Raw genomic sequence first — 19,419 nt, forward strand, 5'->3', positions numbered from 1 at the left:
TGCTTGGTTAACGGAATGTTAATGACGGTAAAACCTGCACGGTTAATGGACTGTCTGATTTACCTTTGAGCCATGAAAATGAAAATCAGTTACCTGATCTGGGCCTGTTCGCTGGCGGTGCTGGCGCTAACGGCCATCCAGGGCTATTTTATTTACAATACTTTTATTCTGCGATCGAAAGAGGCCGAGCAGGCCGTCCGTGCCGAACTGATCAAAATGGAATACAGCATCGGGATCGATAGCCTGACCAATATCTGGTTCAGGGAGGCAGAGCCCTTATTCAAACAGAGCCGTTATGGCGCATTTGAACAGTTTATAAAAACAGGTTCGATATCCAATTCCCACAGGATCGCCGCTTACATTAAAAACAACCATGTTTTGAGCCGGTACAATACGGCTTATACTGTCGTGATCCATTCTGCCACCCTGATTAATGATGAGACCAATGATTCTTTGACTATTCATAACCAGGCCTGGTTTGGTAATGCTAAAACATTGGAACACGCGAAGATCATTCATGACCTGAATTCGAGCAATGGCAATGAATCCGGCGTGGTGATCAAAAACTTTAACAGCCGTTCCAGCTTTAGCATCAATGATTGGCAGATCAGCATCCTGCAACAAATGATGGGCCTGCTGATATTTTCGGTATTGCTGCTGGGTTTTGTTGTGGTGTTGTTCTATTATTCCATCAAAGGCTTGATCACGCAGAAAAAGATCGCTGATATGCAGACCGATTTTATCAACAACATTACTCACGAGTTTAATACGCCTTTGGCGACGCTGAACGTGGCGATCAGCACAGCTAAAAGCCAGCCAGAGATAAAAACTAATGCCATTATCGCTAATGCGCTAATGATTTGCGAGCGGCAACAACAACGCCTCAAAAGATTGATCGACCAGGTAATCACGCATACGGCAGGGCCTCAACAACTGGTTCTTAAAAAAGAAAAACTAAATATGGAGTTTTTCGTCGCTCAGTTGCTGGAGGATTTCAGAGCGGCGCATCCAACTATTAAACTTACCACGCGGTTTGAGTTTGAGCCGGTTACGTTATTAGCAGACCGCTTTCACCTGACTACCGCCATCACCAATATCCTGGATAACGCGGTGAAATATGGAGGTACCCATCTGGTCATCGTTACCGCTGCGGGCGAAAGTTTTTACCGGATCGGGATCATGGATGACGGCATCGGAATTTCACCTTCCGAATGGCAGGATATCTTTGAAAAGTTCTACCGGGTGGAAAAGGGCGATATCCATAGTGTGAAAGGGCTTGGGCTTGGACTATATTACAGCCGCCAGATCGCCATCGCGCACGGGGGAACAGTTGGTGTGGTAAGCTCACCCGGTCATGGTACAACTTTTACTTTAACCTTACCCTTAGCATGAAACATATCCTGTTAGCCGAAGACGACCTTGATTTTGCGGGTATCCTGAAACAATACCTGGAACTGGCCGGGTTCAATGTGACCTGGCAGCCCAATGGCATGGAGGCGTTGAAATACCTGAAAGCCGGAACTGCTGACCTTTGCGTGTTGGATGTGATGATGCCCGTAATGGACGGCTTTACACTGGCGGAAGAGATCATCCGCCTGCAACCGGAAATGCCATTTCTTTTTTTAACGGCCAGGAATCAGAAGGAAGACAAATTAAAAGGCTTAAAATTAGGGGCCGATGATTATGTGGTCAAACCCTTTGAAGCGGACGAGCTGGTATTACGGATCAAAAATATCCTGAAACGGGCGGAACAGGCGGTTGTTCCCCTGCCGGAAATGATTATACTTGGTGATTTTGCCTTTGACCACCGGAGCCTCTTATTAGTTCATCAGAACGGCAATGTGCGGCTGACTGAAAAAGAAGCATTAGTGTTGCTTTATTTCTGTCGGAACCCTAACCGGCTTATCAAACGCGAAGAAGTGCTGTTGCATATCTGGAAAAACGATGATTATTTTTCCGGGCGCAGCCTTGATGTTTTCGTTAGCAAGCTGCGTAAATACCTTAACGCCGATCCGGCTATCGTGTTGGAAACGGTGCGCGGGACCGGCTTTGAATTCCGTTTCATAACTCGACCAGCACAAAAAATGAAATGAAAGAATTGTTGTTTAACACCAATTAAAAACGGCTGAAGTTCATTTAGTACTCATTAAAACCGCCGCCGATTCAAGCGTCCCGCTTGAGCCAAAGCAAATGTAAGAACCAAAAGCATCGTGGTTGGTTGGTGACATCGCCCAACGAAGGCTAAATCAGCAATATACTCCCCTTCCGCTAAGTCTATACCAATATCACCGCCGCATCAGGCTCCAACCCTCTACTAAGCTGCTGAACGCTGTGGAGCGTAATTTCTGCTATTTGCGAGAGTGCCTCTTGTGTAAAGAAGGCCTGGTGCCCGGTAACCAGTACGTTTGGAAAGCTCATGAGCCGCTGGATGGTGTCATCTTCTATAATACTGCCCGAAAGATCCTTAAAGAATAGCTTTTCTTCCTGCTCATACACATCTATCCCTAAATAAGCGATATGCCCGGTTTTTAAAGCCTCTATCACGTCGCCGGTATGGATGAGCCCGCCGCGGCTGGTGTTGATGATGGCGATGCCTGGCTTCATAATGGCCAGTGTATCCTTGCCAATCAAGTATTTATTGTCGGGCGTCAAAGGGCAATGCAAGGATAGGATATCTGCCTGGCGCAGTACGCTTTCAAAAGTGGTGTACCCTACCCCGAGTAATTTTAGTTCTTCATCCTCAAAAAGGTCGTATGCTACTACCTTGCAGCCAAAGCCCAAAGCAATGCGGCAAAAGGCTTTGCCTATTTTCCCGGTGCCAATTACGCCTACCGTTTTGCCATGCAGGTTAAAGCCCAATAAACCATTTAGCGAGAAATTTTGCTCGCGAACCCGGTTATAAGCTTTATGCGTTTTGCGATTAAGCGTAAGCAGCATCGCCATAGCATGTTCGGCAACGGCCTCGGGCGAGTATGCGGGCACACGGCACACGCGGATACCGTATTGCTTTGCCGCATCCAGGTCAACATTATTGAAGCCGGCACAACGCAGCGCTATAACCTTTACGCCTTTTGCGGCAAGGGCGGCAATTACTTCGGCTGTGAGTTTATCGTTTACAAAGGCGCAAACGGCAAATGTACCATCGTCGACAGCGTTTACAATATGCGGGCCAAGGTGGGTCTCCAAAAAATCCAGCTCGAAGCCATAGGCTTCATTATGGCTGGCAAAAAAAGCTTTATCGTACGGCTTGGCAGAAAAGAATTGGATCTTCATAGTTGATGTGTATGCGCAAATGTAAGCTTATTCTGTGCTGTTCCGCCGTTGTTGGTGTTTCGTCCGCGCAGGGGTGTGTCAATGGAGCGGCTATTTTTGCTATCTTAGTCAACAACGACGTTGGCCACAAGACCAACAGCGGCGAAAGCCAAACATGCTTTTGCAATAACCTTAATTACAGATAAACCATGATAAAAGAAATCAAGACTCACCCGCGGTTATCAGAACTTGAGTACGCATCTAAAATTGGCGACATTATTTCCTTGTTAAAAAAGAGTGCCGAGGTACGGGTAATCGTAAGATTTAAGGGCAAAGAACTTGGCCATCCCGAATTGGGCGTAAAGCTATTGAGCAGGTTTGTAGAGGATCTGCAAGATTACGCAACCGCCCCATGGCCGCCATTGGACGAGGGTAGGCAGATGCCTTTATTATTTACATCGAAGATTGTAGGGTAAATTGCCGGAACAAAAAAGCCGTCCTGGTTTATTTCGCCCTCCCTGTGGCGGTGTCCACCGCCACTCATCGAGGAGAGGCAAACGGCGGTGGGGACACCGCCTTAGGGAATAGTTTACTTCTCTCTTTTCCCCCTGTGGCGGTGTCCTCACCGCCACTCATAGCGAAGAAGCAAACGGCGGTGGGGACACCGCCTTACGGGATAGGGTGTTTTTCTTTTTCGCCTCTTCTCCCCCTGTGGCGGTGTCACCACCGCCACTCATCACAGAGAAGCAAACGGCGGTGGGGACACCGCCTTACGGGAAAGGGTGTTTTTCTTTCTCGGTGGAGAGGCAAACGGCGGTGAGGACACTGCCTTGCGTGGGTGTTTCTTCTCGTCCCCCAAGTGGCGGTGTCCCCACCGCCACGATGCTTAAAATACATCCATATAGTGTGTTAGCCAACTAAACTTTCTATCCTCCATTTCATAAAAAGAGCACGACGAAAAATAATACTCGTTAGGGTCGGCAACCAGGTCCCAGTGTGCTTGCAATGGGTTTAAGTGCATATAGTCCAATTTCTGTTCCAGCATTTTTCGGCTCCCTACTATTTTAGCCAGGCCATCTTTTTGCCAAAACTGGTAATTGCGGTCGGTACTTACAACCTGGAATTTGTGCAGCAAAGGGCTATCCGTATTCCGCAGTTGTTCCTGAAATTGGTGCCCGGTAAATTTCATAAAGCTTACGTACGGCATTTCTTTGCCATTCATGGCAATATTTTCCCAAAGCAGATGGATATGGTTCGGCATTATTACAAAACCATAAACTTTTATCTTCTTTTTCTTCACCAGCCAGATGAGGCTATCCAAAACTATTTGTTTAAAGCTACCAGGCTTCATCAGGTGTACCCAATCGACGATAGCAACAGTATAAAAATATGTAGTATTCAGTTCCATACTCTAAAATATAGAATTGTTGGCTTACGGGTGATTTATAGTGCAATAAATTGATGGAGCAAACGGCGGTGGGGACACCGCCTTAGGGGATAGGGTGTTTTTCTTTTCTCCTCTTCTCTCCCTGTGGCGGTKTCCCCACCGCCACTCATCACGGARAAGCAAACGGCGGTGGGGACACCGCCTTAGGGGATAGGGTRTTTTTCTTTTCTCCTCTTCTCYCCCTGTGGCGGTGTCCCCACCGCACCGCCTTAGGGGATAGGGTGTTTTCTCTTTTCTCCCCTTCTCTCCCTGTGGCGGTGTCCCCACCGCCACAAAACCACAAACGCAAAAAGCCCCCCAACGGGAGGCTTTCGCATTTATTTTAAGAAATTACAAACCTTACAGTTTGCCAATTTCTTGTACAAGGTCGATCAGTTTGTTTGAGTAACCCCATTCGTTATCGTACCATGATACTACTTTCACGAAGTTATCATTCAGTGCGATACCTGCTTTTGCATCGAATATCGATGTGCGTGCATCACCTTTGAAATCTTCTGATACTACTTCGTCTTCGGTGTAACCAAGGATGCCTTTCAATTCGCCTTCTGAGGCTTCTTTCATAGCAGCTTTGATGCCTTCGTATGAAGTTGGCGTCTTTAAACGCACAACTAAGTCAACAACAGAAACGTCGGCAACCGGTACACGGAAGCTCATGCCTGTTAATTTACCTTTCAGTTGTGGAAGTACCAAACCGACTGCTTTAGCAGCACCTGTTGATGAAGGGATGATGTTTTGGTAAGCGCCACGGCCGCCTCTCCAGTCTTTAGCCGATGGGCCGTCAACAGTTTTTTGGGTTGCTGTAACTGCGTGTACGGTAGTCATCAGGCCTTCTTCTATACCGAATTTATCATCCAATACTTTAGCGATAGGCGCTAAACAGTTGGTGGTACATGATGCGTTAGAAACGATAGTTTGCTCAGCCTTTAACAGCTTGTGGTTTACACCCATTACAAATGTAGGAGTATCATCCTTTGCAGGGGCGCTCATTACTACTTTCTTAGCACCGGCATCGATATGTTTTTGTGCAGTATCTAAGGTTAAGAATAAACCTGTAGATTCGATAATAACTTCTGCACCTACTTCATTCCATTTAAGGTTTGCAGGGTCTTTTTCGGCAGTAACGCGGATAGTTTTACCGTTTACTACCAAATGGCCGCCTTCAACAGCAATGGTGCCTTTGAACTGTCCGTGTGTTGAATCGTATTTCAACATGTAAGCCATATAATCAGGCTCTACCAAGTCGTTAATACCAACAATTTCAACACCTTCGCGTTCAATTGCAGCCCTGAAAGCTAAACGGCCGATACGGCCAAAGCCGTTAATTCCTATTTTCATGTTTTTTCTAATTTTTGTTTGAATAATACGTCAATAAATTGTTTATAGGTTCTTTTACTATGCCGGCTATCTTAATGCCACTAGCTTCCGCCGCCTCGGCCAGATAATCCTGGAAGTTGGATGCTACCGTTCCCGCAAAATGCACAGGCGCACCCGGATGTTCTTTTTGCAAAGGTAACAAATAGGTGTCAATCAGCTTAGTAAAACCTGTTTTAATGATATTGCGAAGATAAACATCGTTTTTGTACTCCAAAAAGAAATCGCTGAACGAGCTTAGGTACAACGCGGGCTGCTGCTGGCGGTAAACTTTCTCCAGCAAAGTTTTGCGGTCAGCATCGTAGCTGTGGATGAATTTCTTGCGCAAATGCGCCGGAAGTGTCTCATTCATAAAGCTTTTGATGAGTTGGCGGCCCAGCCAGTTGCCGCTGCCTTCGTCGGCTAGTATGTAACCCAGGCCATAATTGTTGGGCTTCACCTTTTTGCCATCGTACCAGGCTGCGTTGGTGCCGCTTGCGCAAATACTTACAATGCCGGGGTTATTTTTGCAGCAAGCTATGGCGGCGGCGGCAATATCATGCTCTACCACTACTTTCGCGTTTTTGAAGAAAGCCTCAAGGGCACTTTTTACCACCTCCTTACGTTCGTCTGAAGATGCGCCTGCACCAAAAAAGTAAATACGTTTTATTTCTTCGGCGTGGTGTATGAGGTTAATGTTGCGGTTAAGCAGGTCCGTAATATATTTTTTGTCGTTAAAATAGGGGTTAATAGCATTGGTGTTAAAAGAGGCAATAGTCCTCTCCTTATCGGCTAAGCGCCAACCCGCATTGTTAGACCCACTATAAACGACTGCTAACATTTAGATTGATAAGATTTCAGACATTTGCATCAAATCCTCTTCCAGCTTAAACTGGTGCTGGGTAAGCGCTTCCTCTAAAGTGGTCAACTTAATATGGTTGGCCTCAAGCCCTACCATCATTTGCGATTTTCCGGCTAGTAAAGCGTTAACGGCTGCGAAACCTAAGCGGCTGCCCAGCACCCTATCGAAAGCCGAGGGACTGCCACCGCGTTGCAAGTGGCCCAATATGGTAACCTTGATATCGTAAAATTTAACCTGCGCGCGCACACGTTCGGCGAGATCATACACGCCGCCGGTTTTATCGCCTTCGGCCACGATTACGATGCTGGATGATTTTTTGTTGAACTGACCCGCTTTAAGGCTTTCTATCAAATCATCTATAGCAGTAGCGCGTTCCGGCAATAAAATAGCCTCGGCACCGCAGGAAATCCCTGCACGCAGGGCAATAGCGCCCGAATCGCGTCCCATTACCTCTATAAAGAAAAGGCGGTCGTGCGCGTCGGCAGTGTCGCGTATCTTATCTATGGCTTCTATAACGGTATTGGTAGCTGTATCGAAACCAAGCGTGTAGGTAGAGCCGTATAAATCGTTATCGATGGTGCCGGGCACGCCCATTACGGCAATATCCGGGAAACGTTTAGAGAAACGTAGCGCACCTGTAAAGGTGCCGTCGCCACCAATAACTACTAAACCATCAATCCCTTGTGCCTTTATATTATTATACGCCAGTTCCATGCCTTCATCGGTACGGAAAGGCAGGCAACGTGCAGTTTTTAATATGGTACCGCCCAGGTTAAGAATATTGCTCACCGAACGGGTTTGCATATCGTACATATTATTATCTATAAGGCCCTGGTAACCCTGCCTTACGCCAACAACTTCCAGCTTATTATATATGGCAGTACGCACTACTGCTCGTATGCAGGGGTTCATGCCCGGTGCATCGCCGCCTGAAGTGAGGACTGCTATTTTTGAAATTTTACCCATTTTTACGATCGTAAATTTGTGCCACGAATATAAGGTGTCGAAATTACACCATTAAATTTAATTTATTATTTTTGTAATGAATTTTAAGGTATATATTTAACCAGTTAACCTAATATAACCACTTTTGGAAGTAAAGTTACCAACATTTGATTCGGTATTTTCAATCGACTGTGTAATTTTTGGCTTTGAAGCCGGCGAATTAAAGATATTGCTCATTGAACGTAATGAGGAACCCTTTAAGGATTGGCTGGCTTTGCCGGGATACATTGTATCGCAGGATGAAAGTATCGATGATGCCGCTGAGCGTATTTTATACGAGCTTACCGGTCTCCGCGATCTGCACATGCAGCAATTCCACACGTTTGGCGAGGTAAAGCGCCACCCGCAAGGGCGCGTTATAACCGTTGCCTATTACGCGCTTATACGTATAAACGGGCAAAAAGAACTTAAACCCGTTACGCAATACGCAAAATCGGCGTTTTGGCACCCCGTTAACGATTTACCTAAGCTCGCCTTCGACCACAGCGATATCTTCAACACCGGGTTCAATAAAATACGCCGCAGGCTGAATTATCAGCCCATTGCCTTTGAGTTGCTGCCCGAGAAATTTACGCTTACGCAGCTGCAATCCCTTTACGAGGCAGTGCTGAACAAAAAGCTGGATAAGCGCAACTTCCGCAAGAAGATGCTGAGCTATGGCTTTTTAAAGGAGCTGGACGAGAAGCAGAAAGGCGTATCGTACCGCGCCGCCAAACTCTACAAGTTTGATAGAAGGAAGTACGCCAAGATTTTCCAGAACGAATTGAATTTGGTGCAGTAACCAGTTTGCAGTTAGCTGTGGGCAGTTTGCAGTTTAGTAATTCAGTTAAACGCAGAAAAGCGAGGATTCTCCTCGCTTTTCTGCGTTATGCCCCCCATCGTCATTGCGAGCGATAGCGCGGCAATCATCGGTGTGAAGGTGCACAAGGCAGAGCGGATTTGCTAAACGGCCCTGCATATCTAACCTGCTTGCCGAGGATTGCTTCGTGCCTCGCAATGACGGGTGGTAATAAAAAGGGGTCGAAAGCAAATGCTTTCGACCCCTTTTTGGTTTTCTCGTGATTCTTGTCTCGTGATTCTTGTCTCTTGATTCTTGTCTCTTGATTCTTGTTTCTTGATTCTTGTTTCTTGATTCTTGTCTCTTGATTCTTGTCTCTTGATTCTAAAGACTGCTAGGCGCCAGGTCCAGGTGGTATTTCACCAGGTTATCTATAGGCGAGCGGATGATGTTGCCAACGGTCATGCCGTTTTCGGTGCAAACTTCTTCGAGCACGTTGCGGAAGTTGTAACCTACCGAGCCAATGCAATTGAAGGTATATTTTTGATAATCGGGGTAATGGGTAACCAGGTTCTTGAAGAAATCTTCGAACGAGGTGCGCACCAAGTTACGCGAGTATTCGATGTTAACGTTGTTATCGTAAACAAATTTGCTGAAGCTTGCGCAGAAACGGTTTGCACGGGGCTGCGTGTAAACAATTTCGTTGATATCATCTGGCGTGTATTTAAACTCTTCCCAAAATGCTTTGCGCACTGCTTCGGGCATGTAACCGCGCAAGTAATCGGTTAAAAGCTTTTTACCAATGTAACAACCGCTGCCTTCATCGCCCAGGATATAAGCGCCCGAATCGATGTTTTGTACTACGTCCTTGCCGTCGTAAAGGCAGGTGTTGGTACCGGTGCCTAAAATAGCTGCGAAACCTTCGGTGTTGCCCAGCAACGCACGTGCGGCAGCTAAAAGATCGTGGCCTATGTTTACCTTAGATTTTGTGAAAACAGCCGACATAGCTTCTTCCACAACCTTGCGCATCTCGGGGGTAGAGCAACCTGCGCCGTAGTAGTTTACTTCGCTAATGTTGTCTTTCTCCAGGTCGTTTGGTAAACTTTCCTTTAGGGATTGTATGATGTAATCTTTCGGAGCAAAATACGGGTTGTAACCTTCGGTATTGAAATACACTTTTTTACCTTCTTCAGTAACCAGGCACCAGTTTGTTTTGGTCGAGCCACCGTCAGCAATTATGATCATATAGTTAAGAGTTTTAAAAAAATTGTGTTAAAAGTATGATTTACTTATTGTAAAAAAAACACTTGGTTATTTTAATGCTGTTTTTTGCTAAATGCACATCATAAAATGCGTTTTTATGCGAAAAATTAAACTTTTTCGGGTTTTTTCTAACATTTTTAACCGCGTTTTTATCTGTCAAGCTAACAGATAAAAACGCATTCCTGCGCTGTTTCACAGTATGGTAATAACTGCAATGATAGATAATATTTCGGCAATTATTGATGCAATATTACCGCAAGGTTAATAAAAGGCGACAAAAACGATGGTTTAAGCGTGTAAATAGTACACTACCTATTTTAATATGGCTGATAAATCAAATAATGGCTGTCGTGAGCCACAGGTTACGCTCCAACTGATCCATAATAATTATATTCGCGAAGCGATAAACCTTATTATATGCAGCAATACAGAAACAAGCCCGAAAACTTTGGCAATTTTCGTAAACAGATACTTGCCAAAACCATCCCCTTGATGGCAGCCGCTTTACTCACAGGCCTTGCCATTTCTTATTACTCGGAAGGTAGTGCCGAAGAAAGTATGCAATCCGCATTTGTTTACATCATTGTTGTAGCTATATTTTTTACTTATAGTATTTTCAGGGGCGTAAAAAGACAAAAAGCAATTTTTTACAGCTACGAACTTACTATCGGCGATAATTACCTGTTACGTAAACAGCAAGGCCTTGCTGATAAAAAATTATCATTAGATGCGATTGACTCTATCACCGAAGACAACAAGGGGATATTGTATATACGGGGAACAACGAAAGAAGACCTGATATGCGTATTTCCATATCTCGAACATTACACTGAGGTTAAAGCCAAATTACTGACTATACAACCATTATCGGGTTTGCCACAAAAAAGCTTTTCACAAAAATACGCTTTCGCGGGTATTTTCGTGATGCTTGGTTTAATGGGCACAACGTACATTAGCGAAAACAAAGCGGTTTCGGTAACTGCCGGCTGTTTGTTAATTGCGGGATTAATATGGTCTTTTTACAAAATTCGCGCAAGTACCTATTTTGACAACCGGATAAAAAGAAGAGCTTGGTTTACCTTGTTTTTAATCTTTTGCGTATTGATTACACTGTATTTTAAATTGGTTTGAGCACCACAGTAAACCTACATCCGCAAGCGTAACGATACCGACCGGCCAAGCGCCTGCACCAGTTCTGGATCGAGGGAAGTGTCGCCCTCTTTAAGCGTCCAAACCCGGCGGGCATCTTTTATCAGTTCCACTTTTTCACCGTTCAATAACAGTTCAAGTTCGGTGGTGTTTTGGCCTATCAGTTTGCTGTTAACAATCTGGTAAACATAATCTTTATCATCAAAAGTAATCCTCAGCGGTAATCCCATATTCACTTTATTCGAGTGTAAATATAGGCTTTATTACCTTTAAAGAAGTTTTATTAATGATATAGTTAAAAAACCACAATAAATCAACCAAGGGGATATTGCCATTTTGAGTATAAATTTGCATATTTGCAGCGCAAAATTTTGCATGGTCTCATAGCTCAGCTGGATAGAGCAACAGATTTCTAATCTGTCGGTCACAGGTTCGAATCCTGTTGAGATCACCGAGAAAAAAGCCGGAAGCCTTAAGTCGAAAGATTTAAGGCTTTTGTGTTTTTAAGGCATTGTAAATGCCGTTATAAGGCTTATTTTTACATCATCACCATGAAAAAAGCACTAACCTATTCCTTAAAAGTGGGCTTTACCACATTATTCGTATCGCCAATATTAAGCATGATTATCATGTACGCTTTTATGGCGTTGATTTTCCTGATAAAACCAGATAATTGGGGATTTGCTGCCCGTATCGATTTTTACGATATTGCTATGCTCACCGGCATAATTACTGTGGTATTACCTTTTGCTGTTTATAGGGCTATGCGGTCTGCACCCGGCGTTTACAATAAAAAGTCGCAGATTACAATTTCCACCTTCTTCGTTTCACTCCCCTTATTTTATGTGTATTTCCACATCGTCCGCAACGCCGCCGATTATTCCTTGGGGACTATTTTACTGATGGTTATCCCGAATCTTTTTGTGGCGATATTAAGCATGCGTTTTTATAGGCTAGACATTGGAACGCCGGTGCCGGGAGTAGATATAAACCAACACTAAATCCTATTCCTGCATCAACCGTCTACTCTGAAACTAAAGGAGAGCGATTCATAGCAGCATAAAGTGCAGGCAATTTGGATAAACAATTTTTAAATTTAAATGGAAAAGTTAAATTTAGAAAATATCCTTGCCCAAAAACCACTCCGTGAACTACATCGACCTCATTTTAATCCTCCTCATCATCATTTGCATCCGTACGGGCATCAGACAGGGTTTTATCTTATCGGCGCTTTCGTTGGCGGCATGGGTGGGTAGCCTCATCATCGGCTTTTTGATTTACCACCCGCTTGCAGGCTTTCTGCATATGATGATGCCCTCGGCAGGTTTTTGGGTACCGCCATTGTCGTTCATAGCCGGTATTTTCATCGGCAAGCTTGTATTGGATAGGATTATCGACAGTACGCTCGACCGGATACCCATCGATAAGCATATCAGCAAAACGAATAAGCTTTTGGGTGCCATCCCCGGTTTTGCCAACGGGTTCATCTGGGCCGTGCTGATATCGGGCATCTTGCTGTTGGTGCCTTTTACCAACGGCCTTTCTAAAGAGACAAGGGAAAGCCGTGTGGCCAGGAAATTGATTGCCAAGGTAAGCTGGATGGATGACTCGCTGTCGCCCGTATTTAGAGAGGTACTTAACCATACAGAACCCACCAAAGACAACAAAACAGGTGGCGAGGAGGTTATCAAACTCCCGTTTAAAGTAACCGATGCCACCGAACGGCCCGACCTTGAAGCCGAAATGCTGGTATTGATCAATAAAGAGCGGAAAGAGCATGGCCTGCACTCTTTAAAAGCCGATCCTAAACTTGCCGTGGTTGCCCGTAAACATTCGGCAGATATGTTTGCCCGGAGCTACTTTTCGCATTACACGCCCGAGGGTGCCGACCCCTACGCGCGCATGATAAAGGGTAAGATAATCTTCCTTACCGCGGGTGAGAACATCGCGCTTGCGCAAACGCTGCCTTTGGCGCATACCGGCCTGATGAACTCGCCCGGGCACCGCGCCAATATACTTAACCCGGCTTATGGGCGGGTGGGTATTGGCATTTTAGACGGCGGCCTATACGGATTGATGATTACCCAAAACTTCAGGAACTAAGGGCAAACAAATCCTAAAAAGAAAGGCGGGGCCGTATAGCCCCGCCCCTCCTGCTGCGTTATTTTACCAGGGCGTTACGCCATAGTCGCTGAAGTATGCTCCGGTCGGGCCGTCTTTATCTATCATAGCATACTTTACGATAGGTGCAGCACCCTCTTCCACGCTTTTATAGCCCTGGTTACCATTAAAGTCGGTTTTGGTGTAGCCTGGGTTTACAGCATTCACCTTGAATTTATCTTTTAATTCGTAGGCCAAAGCAATGGTGTAATTATTCAATGCACTTTTCGATGGGCCGTAAGCAGCCGTTTTAACCTCATAGTGCCTCCACGTTGGGTCGCTATGCAACGTTAACGAACCAAGGTCTGAAGTTACGTTCACAATTCGTGGGTTGGGCGCATTTTGCATAAGGGGCACAAATATGCGTGTAACACGCGCTACGCCTATCAGGTTTACCTCAAACACATCTCTGAATGTTTGATCGGGCGTATTTAGAGCCGATTGCGGGAAGCTACCGGGGATGCCGGCGTTGTTTATCAATACGTCCAAATAATCTATTTTACGGCTAAGTTCAGCATAGGCTGCCTGTACAGATTCTTCGTTGGTTACCTCCAACTGTATAAACTCTACATCTGTTAGGCCTTCGGCATGTAATTGGGCAACGGCAGCATCGCCCCTATCTTTATCGCGGGCAGCCAGGTAGATGTGGTAGCCGGCTGTTGCCAGTTGCCGCGCGGTTTCCAGGCCAATACCTTTATTGGCGCCGGTAATTAATACGGTTTGTTTTTTCATGATGCAAAGCTATAGCACGGCAATAGTTATGCCACTGCACATAGTAAGGCATTAACTGTACATTTCGCGGATTTGCTGGCGGTAGGCCATCGGGGTGGCATCGGCAAGGCGCTTAAAGAAGCGGTTGAAGTAGGCAGCATCCTCAAAACCCAGCTCATCTGCAATTTGCTTTACCGAAAGTTCGGTATGCAGCAAACGGCGCTTGGCCTCCATAACCAGGCGGTTGTGTATATGGCTTATTGCCGTTTTTCCGCTTTGCTGTTTGATAACATCGTTAAAATAGCCAGGGGTGAGATTAAGCAAATTAGCGTACCCGGCAACCTCGTGCTGATGAGTATGATGTTCGGTAATCAACTGTTGGAAGCTTTTGAGCAGGCATTGCCCCTGGGTTATCTTGCAGCCTTCGCCAAATTGTTCGGCGTAAAGTCTGCTAAGGTATATCACCAACACCTGCAGCCAGGAGGCCAGCATTTGGTTGCGCCAGCTGCTATTGGCCTGGTATTCGGTGTTCATCTTGCGCATAATATCCTGTATGTAGGCAAACTCTTCGGGCATAAGCACCAACTCGTGCGCCGCCGCAGGGTTTTGGATAATGGGGAGGCGGCGCAGCATCAGGTTCTCTTCCAGCAGCAAAAACTCCTCGGTAAAGGTGATTACCAGGCCTTCCATGGGGCAAATCTCTTCTTTTAAATGTATCTGCTGCGGAACGGTGAAGTAAAAATGGCCCGGCTTTACGGTGTAAGGCACATCATCTATCCAATGGCGGCTGCTGCCCTGCACCACCAACGCGAACATAAAAAACTGCTTACGGTGAGGCAGCAAAAAACCGGGGTCGATTATGGGTTCTACACCGTCAGATTCGCGAACCTGTATCATCGTAGGCCTGCCATCATCCCCCAGCAGGGGATAATTGGCAATAACATTCTTTTCGTGCGCGGTTAATGTCGGCATGCTATAAAATTAAAAAGATGGCCTGTGTGTACAGCCATCTTTAGGTAAAATCATTTAAGAGCCAGATTTGATAACTCTTTAAGAGTTGTCAAATCTCCTCCGGGCAACACTACATCAATTCCTTATCCTTCTTTACATGATACGCCTTATTGGCCATGTAAAAAAGCCCCACCGTTGGGATAATATAAAACAGCGCTCCGCCGTATTTGATATCCGGATAGGTGGTTATCAGTTGGTAAATCAACAGGGCTAACGCAGCTATGCCACCGATGAGGTATAAATAAAAGAACTTCATCTCTGTGTGTTATTTTGTTTTTGCAACCCTTTTAAATATAGCCGCCCCCAGCGGCGGCACCGTTAATTGCATCGAGTTTTCTTTGCCATGCCATGCTTCGGCATCGGTTTTAATCGGATTGAAGTTGATCATACCGCTGCCCCAATACTGTTGCTGGTCGGAATTGAAAATCTCCTGCCACTCCCCTGCCGCCGGTACGCCTATGCGGTAGTTTTGGTGCGGTACGGGGGTCATGTTCAAAACAATAACAAGGTCGTTTGCGGCGTCTATGCCCTTGCGGGTGTACACGATTACCGAATCGGCCATGTTGCTGGCATCTATCCATTCAAAGCCCGTCCAATCGAAGCCTTTCTCGTACAGGGCCGGCTCAGATTTGTATAATTTATTGATAGCTTTTACGGCTTCTTTGATGCCGTTATGGCTGGTATGCTCCAGCAGGTGCCAGTCTAAAGAGCGCTCGAAGCTCCACTCACCCACCTGGCCGAATTCGCCCCCCATAAACAATAATTTGGTGCCCGGGTGGGTAAACATAAAGCTGTATAGCAAGCGCAGGTTAGCAAACTTCTGCCAGTCGTCGCCCGGCATTTTGCCCAGCATACTGCCCTTGCCATAAACCACCTCATCGTGTGAGAAAGGCAGCATAAAGTTTTCGGTAAAGGCATACACCATGCTAAAAGTAAGCTCATTTTGGTGGTATTTGCGGTGTATTGGGTCGTGTTCGAAGTAGTTGATCGTATCGTGCATCCAGCCCATCATCCATTTCATACCGAAGCCCAGGCCGCCGGTGTAAACCGGCCTGCTCACCCCGCTGAACGAGGTAGATTCTTCGGCAATGGTCTGCACATCGGGAAAGTGCCTGTAAACGGCCGTATTGAATTCTTTCAGGAAAGCAATCGCCTCCAGGTTTTCGTTGCCACCGAAGACATTCGGCTCCCATTCGCCGTGGTTTCGCGAGTAATCGAGGTAAAGCATCGAAGCAACAGCATCTACGCGCAGGCCATCGATATGGTAACGCTCCAGCCAGAAGATGGCGTTACTGATTAAAAAGGCGCGTACCTCGTTGCGGCCGTAATTGAATATATACGATTTCCAATCCGGGTGGAAGCCCTTGCGCAGGTCCTCGTGCTCGTAAAGGTGCGTGCCATCGAAATCGTAAAGCCCGTGTTTATCCCCGGGAAAGTGTGAAGGCACCCAATCGAGTATAACGCCTATGCCGTTCGCGTGGAACTCCTCTACCAGGTACATCAGATCCTGTGGCGTGCCGTAACGACTGGATGCCGCAAAGAAACCGGTTATCTGGTAGCCCCAACTTGGGTAGTATGGATGCTCCATTATCGGCATGAACTCCACGTGGGTGAAGCCCATCTCCTTTACATAAGGCACCAGCTTGGCGGCTAACTGGCGGTAGCTCAGGAACTCATCGGGACTCTCGGGGTTGCGCGCCCAGGAGCCAACGTGCATTTCGTAAACTGAATACGGCCGATCTAAAGCGGTATGCTCATAGCGGTTTCGCATCCAGTCCTGATCTTTCCATTCGTAGAAGGTATCGGCCACTATAGATGCCGTATGCGGCGGTAGTTCCCAGCGCAGGGCAAATGGGTCGCTTTTTTCCAGTTCGGCACCGTTATGCGATTTGATGAAGTATTTATAGGTTTCGCCAACGCCCACATTGGGTATCCAGCCTTCCCAAATACCCGATGCATCCCAACGGTAGTTGAGCGCATGCGAACCCTTGTTCCAGCCGTTAAAATTGCCAATTACGGCAACATATTGCGCGTTTGGCGCCCAAACAGAAAAGTAGGTGCCCACAACGCCTTTATACTCCAGCACATGGGAACCGAACTTTTCGTAAAGCTTATAATGCGTGCCCGCTTTAAACAGGTTGATATCAAATTCGGTAAAGCGGCTGTAAGGCTCTACAGCTTTTATCTCGGTATCAGAAGTTGCGTTGATAATAACCTCCATTTTGGTTTTATCGGCCAGTTTGGTTGTCGGCGCGCCCGTTTTTTTTGATGCTGACTTTGGCTTCTTCGCTACCGGTTCTGCAGCTTCCGGGAACGTTGGGGCAGCTTCGGCTTTTTTAGCGGCCTTTGGTTTGACCGCTTTTATAGGTTTCGATTCGGATAATTCGGCTCCGGTAGTTTCTTTTTTCTTTGCCATAGTGGGGTAGCGCCGTACGCGCTTAGGTTAGTTGGTTGCGGGAATAATTCCCGTTGTTCAAATATATAATTATTGAACATACAATAGCAGCGGATGTTTATTTAAAACAAAAAAGAATGGCGGGGGATTTTTTACCACAAAGGCCACAAAGACCTGCTAAACGTTGAAGGCGCAAAGAACGCAAAGATAAAACTAAGTCAGATTACCAATTCGTGCGCAAATCTTTGTGCCCTTTGTGAAAACTTTGTGCTCTTTGTGGTAAAATCTTATTTATCAACTACACCTTTAATTTTAAAGTATCCTCCCATAATAGATACTGGTGCGAAGATAAACATGGCAAAAATTTGGGTCCAGTGGCTGCCGCCGGATAGGGCCATAGAGATGCCGGCAAACCCAAACATCACAGCAGCCAATATGTAATTCAAGGCCAACGTTTTTTGCTTCGCGATGAGCTGTACTACCAGGCCGGCAATTATCGAAAAGAAAACGCCGTAGGCGATAGTTATCAATTTAAAATTCAACGGCGCATCCTGGTGCGGATGGTGATGCGTTAAATTGAACAACAAAACCGAACTGATGGCAAATACCATGTAACCTGCAATAACCGATTGGATTTTCCTGAGCATTTCTTTTTTCTTCGAATGTAGGGGATTGGCAGATAGGTTGATTGTTGAAAATTGCGGAAATGCAATAGCCTCGCAGTTGGTTTTGAAAAGCAAAATTTTAATTTCCATTATAATTTCATTTCCATAAGTTCCTCTATCTTATTCTTTTGCCTGTCGACAATCTCATCATACGCCATTAAACTAACATCTGCAAAATTCAATTCGTTCAAATTTTGGTGAAGCAAATCTTGCTGATTGTATAATGTATTTCTCTTGCCTACCAACAATGTAAGTTTGGGGTGCTTTGGATGGAATTTCAAGACCTCTTCAATATTAGTTTTATTCTGGTCGTTCATAAAATAGGTCTTATAGTCTTTAATTTGCTTTAGACATTTTAAAAACTTAGCTGTAAAAGTTGGGTGAAAGCTTGTCTGTTGCATAAACTCCATTAAGGGTAGTTTCAAATCAACTATTTCCCAATTTTTACTCAATTCCATTCCGATACGTGGTTCCTTAATAAAATCAGGTTTATATGAACGTTTAGTATCGCCAATTTTCAATTTAGGCTGAGACCAATAGCGATTATAATTTTTTTCAAATAAAAACTCAGGATGTAGTTTGAAAAACTGCTGAAATTGTTCTTCCCATTGATATCTTTGGAGTTTTTCTCTTGGATATTCAAGGTACTGATTTATTAATTTTTCGAGATCATTTAATGACTTTTCCTGCTCAAAAAAATCTGCCTTAAGCCACAAATACGGCAGTCGTTTTTGCTTAATCAAAAAAGATTTGGAAAGAATAAAGGTATTGTCAGATTTTACTGTAACCGCATAACCCATATTAATGCGATCAAAATTATAATCAACCCCAACGCCTAACAACTCTAAGTCATCATAGATTTTTCGTCGCCAATCGACTACCAGGGTTTTTGCATTTTTTACTAACCTTGACCGATGGTCTCGATGACCTTTGTCCAATGTTAAATTAACCTTGAGATTTTTGTAGTCTATCTGTGGGTTTTGTCGAGTGTATATTAAAATTGGTATGGAAGATAATTTAAAGTTATTATCGGAATACGTTGCGTCACTCGATCTGATAAAATCGATAATTTCTGGTACTGGAATGCCGTAACTGTAGTATTCGGTTATTATCAGATCAATGTGCAGTTGGTTAGCAATAACTGTATCTTTAATATATTCTAAAAAACTTTGGCTATCAAGAATACAATACACATAATCCTCCTTTCCAAATATATTATCTAAGAAATCATTTTTGGGCCCGTCTGGGTCATACATGATAATATTCATTGTATGGGAGTCAAATGAAATATACTAATATTGATAAACAGATAACGCTTAAATTATCGTTAAAAACACCACCTAAATATCGTTCAAAAAAATGAAACGATCC

At 45.0% G+C, this 19,419-nt stretch carries 20 protein-coding genes and 1 tRNA gene; 8 read left to right on the forward strand and 13 right to left on the reverse strand.

Going from position 1 to position 19,419, the window contains the following annotated elements; translation table 11 throughout:
- Nucleotides 1-72 precede the first annotated feature (72 nt).
- The gene (locus tag AC1DYT_RS24195; protein ID WP_477472072.1) at nt 73-1,392 is read left to right on the forward strand and encodes a sensor histidine kinase; all 1,320 of its coding nucleotides are present in this window, start codon (nt 73-75) and stop codon (nt 1,390-1,392) included.
- Entirely contained in the window at nt 1,389-2,093 is a 705-nt protein-coding gene (locus AC1DYT_RS24200; RefSeq protein ID WP_477472073.1) for a response regulator transcription factor, read from the forward strand. Before AC1DYT_RS24195 ends, AC1DYT_RS24200 begins: the two co-directional genes overlap by 4 nt.
- A 181-nt stretch (nt 2,094-2,274) precedes the next feature.
- Here AC1DYT_RS24200 and AC1DYT_RS24205 read toward each other — a convergent pair whose 3' ends face one another.
- Nucleotides 2,275-3,273, reverse strand: a complete 999-nt coding sequence (locus tag AC1DYT_RS24205) for a 2-hydroxyacid dehydrogenase (RefSeq protein ID WP_477472074.1) — start codon at nt 3,271-3,273, stop codon at nt 2,275-2,277.
- Nucleotides 3,274-3,461: 188 nt separating this feature from the next.
- Between AC1DYT_RS24205 and AC1DYT_RS24210 the strand changes: the two genes are divergently transcribed.
- Complete coding sequence (locus AC1DYT_RS24210; protein WP_477472075.1) at nt 3,462-3,728, forward strand: translation initiation factor IF-3 C-terminal domain-containing protein; 267 nt, start codon at nt 3,462-3,464, stop codon at nt 3,726-3,728.
- 410 nt (nt 3,729-4,138) lie between these two features.
- Here AC1DYT_RS24210 and AC1DYT_RS24215 read toward each other — a convergent pair whose 3' ends face one another.
- The 4 genes from AC1DYT_RS24215 to pfkA all read right to left on the reverse strand — a co-directional run bounded on the left by AC1DYT_RS24215 (nt 4,139) and on the right by pfkA (nt 7,877).
- Entirely contained in the window at nt 4,139-4,660 is a 522-nt protein-coding gene (locus AC1DYT_RS24215; protein ID WP_477472076.1) for a transposase, read from the reverse strand.
- 378 nt (nt 4,661-5,038) lie between these two features.
- Nucleotides 5,039-6,034, reverse strand: coding sequence for a type I glyceraldehyde-3-phosphate dehydrogenase (gap, locus tag AC1DYT_RS24220; protein WP_477462255.1), 996 nt, complete (start codon nt 6,032-6,034; stop codon nt 5,039-5,041).
- Nucleotides 6,035-6,041: 7 nt separating this feature from the next.
- Entirely contained in the window at nt 6,042-6,890 is an 849-nt protein-coding gene (locus AC1DYT_RS24225; protein WP_477472077.1) for a hypothetical protein, read from the reverse strand.
- Nucleotides 6,891-7,877, reverse strand: coding sequence for a 6-phosphofructokinase (gene pfkA, locus AC1DYT_RS24230; protein ID WP_477472078.1), 987 nt, complete (start codon nt 7,875-7,877; stop codon nt 6,891-6,893).
- A 124-nt stretch (nt 7,878-8,001) separates the two neighbouring features.
- Between pfkA and AC1DYT_RS24235 the strand changes: the two genes are divergently transcribed.
- Nucleotides 8,002-8,697 carry an NUDIX hydrolase gene (locus AC1DYT_RS24235; protein ID WP_133232350.1) on the forward strand — a complete coding sequence of 232 codons (696 nt, stop codon included), beginning with the start codon at nt 8,002-8,004 and terminating at the stop codon, nt 8,695-8,697.
- Nucleotides 8,698-9,078: 381 nt separating this feature from the next.
- Here the strand turns inward: AC1DYT_RS24235 and AC1DYT_RS24240 are convergent, their stop codons facing one another.
- Nucleotides 9,079-9,939, reverse strand: a complete 861-nt coding sequence (locus tag AC1DYT_RS24240) for an N-acetylglucosamine kinase (protein WP_477462252.1) — start codon at nt 9,937-9,939, stop codon at nt 9,079-9,081.
- Between the two features lie 435 nt (nt 9,940-10,374).
- Here AC1DYT_RS24240 and AC1DYT_RS24245 point away from each other — a divergent pair, with 435 nt between their 5' ends.
- Entirely contained in the window at nt 10,375-11,088 is a 714-nt protein-coding gene (locus AC1DYT_RS24245) for a hypothetical protein (protein ID WP_477472079.1), read from the forward strand.
- Between the two features lie 14 nt (nt 11,089-11,102).
- Here AC1DYT_RS24245 and AC1DYT_RS24250 read toward each other — a convergent pair whose 3' ends face one another.
- Entirely contained in the window at nt 11,103-11,336 is a 234-nt protein-coding gene (locus tag AC1DYT_RS24250; protein WP_477472080.1) for a hypothetical protein, read from the reverse strand.
- 147 nt (nt 11,337-11,483) lie between these two features.
- Here AC1DYT_RS24250 and AC1DYT_RS24255 point away from each other — a divergent pair.
- The 3 genes from AC1DYT_RS24255 (at nt 11,484) to AC1DYT_RS24265 (ending at nt 13,209) form a co-directional block, all read left to right on the forward strand.
- A tRNA-Arg gene (locus tag AC1DYT_RS24255) sits at nt 11,484-11,557 on the forward strand.
- A 100-nt stretch (nt 11,558-11,657) separates the two neighbouring features.
- Nucleotides 11,658-12,107 (forward strand): hypothetical protein, encoded by a 450-nt coding sequence (locus AC1DYT_RS24260; RefSeq protein ID WP_477472081.1) that lies wholly within the window; start codon nt 11,658-11,660, stop codon nt 12,105-12,107.
- A gap of 145 nt (nt 12,108-12,252) precedes the next feature.
- Nucleotides 12,253-13,209 (forward strand): CvpA family protein, encoded by a 957-nt coding sequence (locus tag AC1DYT_RS24265; protein ID WP_477472082.1) that lies wholly within the window; start codon nt 12,253-12,255, stop codon nt 13,207-13,209.
- Nucleotides 13,210-13,272: 63 nt separating this feature from the next.
- On the opposite strand, the gene AC1DYT_RS24270 is transcribed toward AC1DYT_RS24265, so the two are convergent.
- From AC1DYT_RS24270 to AC1DYT_RS24295, 6 genes are all read right to left on the reverse strand, one after another.
- Nucleotides 13,273-13,998 carry an SDR family oxidoreductase gene (locus AC1DYT_RS24270; RefSeq protein WP_477472083.1) on the reverse strand — a complete coding sequence of 242 codons (726 nt, stop codon included), beginning with the start codon at nt 13,996-13,998 and terminating at the stop codon, nt 13,273-13,275.
- Between the two features lie 51 nt (nt 13,999-14,049).
- Nucleotides 14,050-14,949: a helix-turn-helix domain-containing protein gene (locus AC1DYT_RS24275; RefSeq protein WP_477472084.1), complete on the reverse strand. Its 900-nt coding sequence runs from the start codon at nt 14,947-14,949 to the stop codon at nt 14,050-14,052.
- A gap of 109 nt (nt 14,950-15,058) precedes the next feature.
- Nucleotides 15,059-15,244: a hypothetical protein gene (locus tag AC1DYT_RS24280; protein ID WP_477472085.1), complete on the reverse strand. Its 186-nt coding sequence runs from the start codon at nt 15,242-15,244 to the stop codon at nt 15,059-15,061.
- Nucleotides 15,245-15,253: 9 nt separating this feature from the next.
- Entirely contained in the window at nt 15,254-17,209 is a 1,956-nt protein-coding gene (glgB, locus tag AC1DYT_RS24285) for a 1,4-alpha-glucan branching protein GlgB (protein ID WP_477472144.1), read from the reverse strand.
- A gap of 461 nt (nt 17,210-17,670) precedes the next feature.
- Entirely contained in the window at nt 17,671-18,030 is a 360-nt protein-coding gene (locus tag AC1DYT_RS24290) for a hypothetical protein (RefSeq protein ID WP_477472086.1), read from the reverse strand.
- A gap of 107 nt (nt 18,031-18,137) precedes the next feature.
- Nucleotides 18,138-19,304 carry a Shedu anti-phage system protein SduA domain-containing protein gene (locus AC1DYT_RS24295; RefSeq protein WP_477472087.1) on the reverse strand — a complete coding sequence of 389 codons (1,167 nt, stop codon included), beginning with the start codon at nt 19,302-19,304 and terminating at the stop codon, nt 18,138-18,140.
- Between the last annotated feature and the right edge of the window lie 115 nt (nt 19,305-19,419).

Source organism: Mucilaginibacter sp. P1_D10, from assembly GCF_056406215.1.

Excerpts from the sequence above, each read along its gene's own strand:
- AC1DYT_RS24195 (WP_477472072.1), top strand. The coding sequence starts at position 73 with ATGAAAATGAAAATCAGTTACCTGATCTGGGCCTGTTCGCTGGCGGTG.
- AC1DYT_RS24200 (WP_477472073.1), top strand. The coding sequence starts at position 1,389 with ATGAAACATATCCTGTTAGCCGAAGACGACCTTGATTTTGCGGGTATC.
- AC1DYT_RS24205 (WP_477472074.1), bottom strand. The coding sequence starts at position 3,273 with ATGAAGATCCAATTCTTTTCTGCCAAGCCGTACGATAAAGCTTTTTTT.
- AC1DYT_RS24210 (WP_477472075.1), top strand. The coding sequence starts at position 3,462 with ATGATAAAAGAAATCAAGACTCACCCGCGGTTATCAGAACTTGAGTAC.
- AC1DYT_RS24215 (WP_477472076.1), bottom strand. The coding sequence starts at position 4,660 with ATGGAACTGAATACTACATATTTTTATACTGTTGCTATCGTCGATTGG.
- gap (WP_477462255.1), bottom strand. The coding sequence starts at position 6,034 with ATGAAAATAGGAATTAACGGCTTTGGCCGTATCGGCCGTTTAGCTTTC.
- AC1DYT_RS24225 (WP_477472077.1), bottom strand. The coding sequence starts at position 6,890 with ATGTTAGCAGTCGTTTATAGTGGGTCTAACAATGCGGGTTGGCGCTTA.
- pfkA (WP_477472078.1), bottom strand. The coding sequence starts at position 7,877 with ATGGGTAAAATTTCAAAAATAGCAGTCCTCACTTCAGGCGGCGATGCA.
- AC1DYT_RS24240 (WP_477462252.1), bottom strand. The coding sequence starts at position 9,939 with ATGATCATAATTGCTGACGGTGGCTCGACCAAAACAAACTGGTGCCTG.
- AC1DYT_RS24245 (WP_477472079.1), top strand. The coding sequence starts at position 10,375 with ATGCAGCAATACAGAAACAAGCCCGAAAACTTTGGCAATTTTCGTAAA.
- AC1DYT_RS24250 (WP_477472080.1), bottom strand. The coding sequence starts at position 11,336 with ATGGGATTACCGCTGAGGATTACTTTTGATGATAAAGATTATGTTTAC.
- AC1DYT_RS24260 (WP_477472081.1), top strand. The coding sequence starts at position 11,658 with ATGAAAAAAGCACTAACCTATTCCTTAAAAGTGGGCTTTACCACATTA.
- AC1DYT_RS24270 (WP_477472083.1), bottom strand. The coding sequence starts at position 13,998 with ATGAAAAAACAAACCGTATTAATTACCGGCGCCAATAAAGGTATTGGC.
- AC1DYT_RS24275 (WP_477472084.1), bottom strand. The coding sequence starts at position 14,949 with ATGCCGACATTAACCGCGCACGAAAAGAATGTTATTGCCAATTATCCC.
- AC1DYT_RS24280 (WP_477472085.1), bottom strand. The coding sequence starts at position 15,244 with ATGAAGTTCTTTTATTTATACCTCATCGGTGGCATAGCTGCGTTAGCC.
- glgB (WP_477472144.1), bottom strand. The coding sequence starts at position 17,209 with ATGGAGGTTATTATCAACGCAACTTCTGATACCGAGATAAAAGCTGTA.
- AC1DYT_RS24290 (WP_477472086.1), bottom strand. The coding sequence starts at position 18,030 with ATGCTCAGGAAAATCCAATCGGTTATTGCAGGTTACATGGTATTTGCC.
- AC1DYT_RS24295 (WP_477472087.1), bottom strand. The coding sequence starts at position 19,304 with ATGTATGACCCAGACGGGCCCAAAAATGATTTCTTAGATAATATATTT.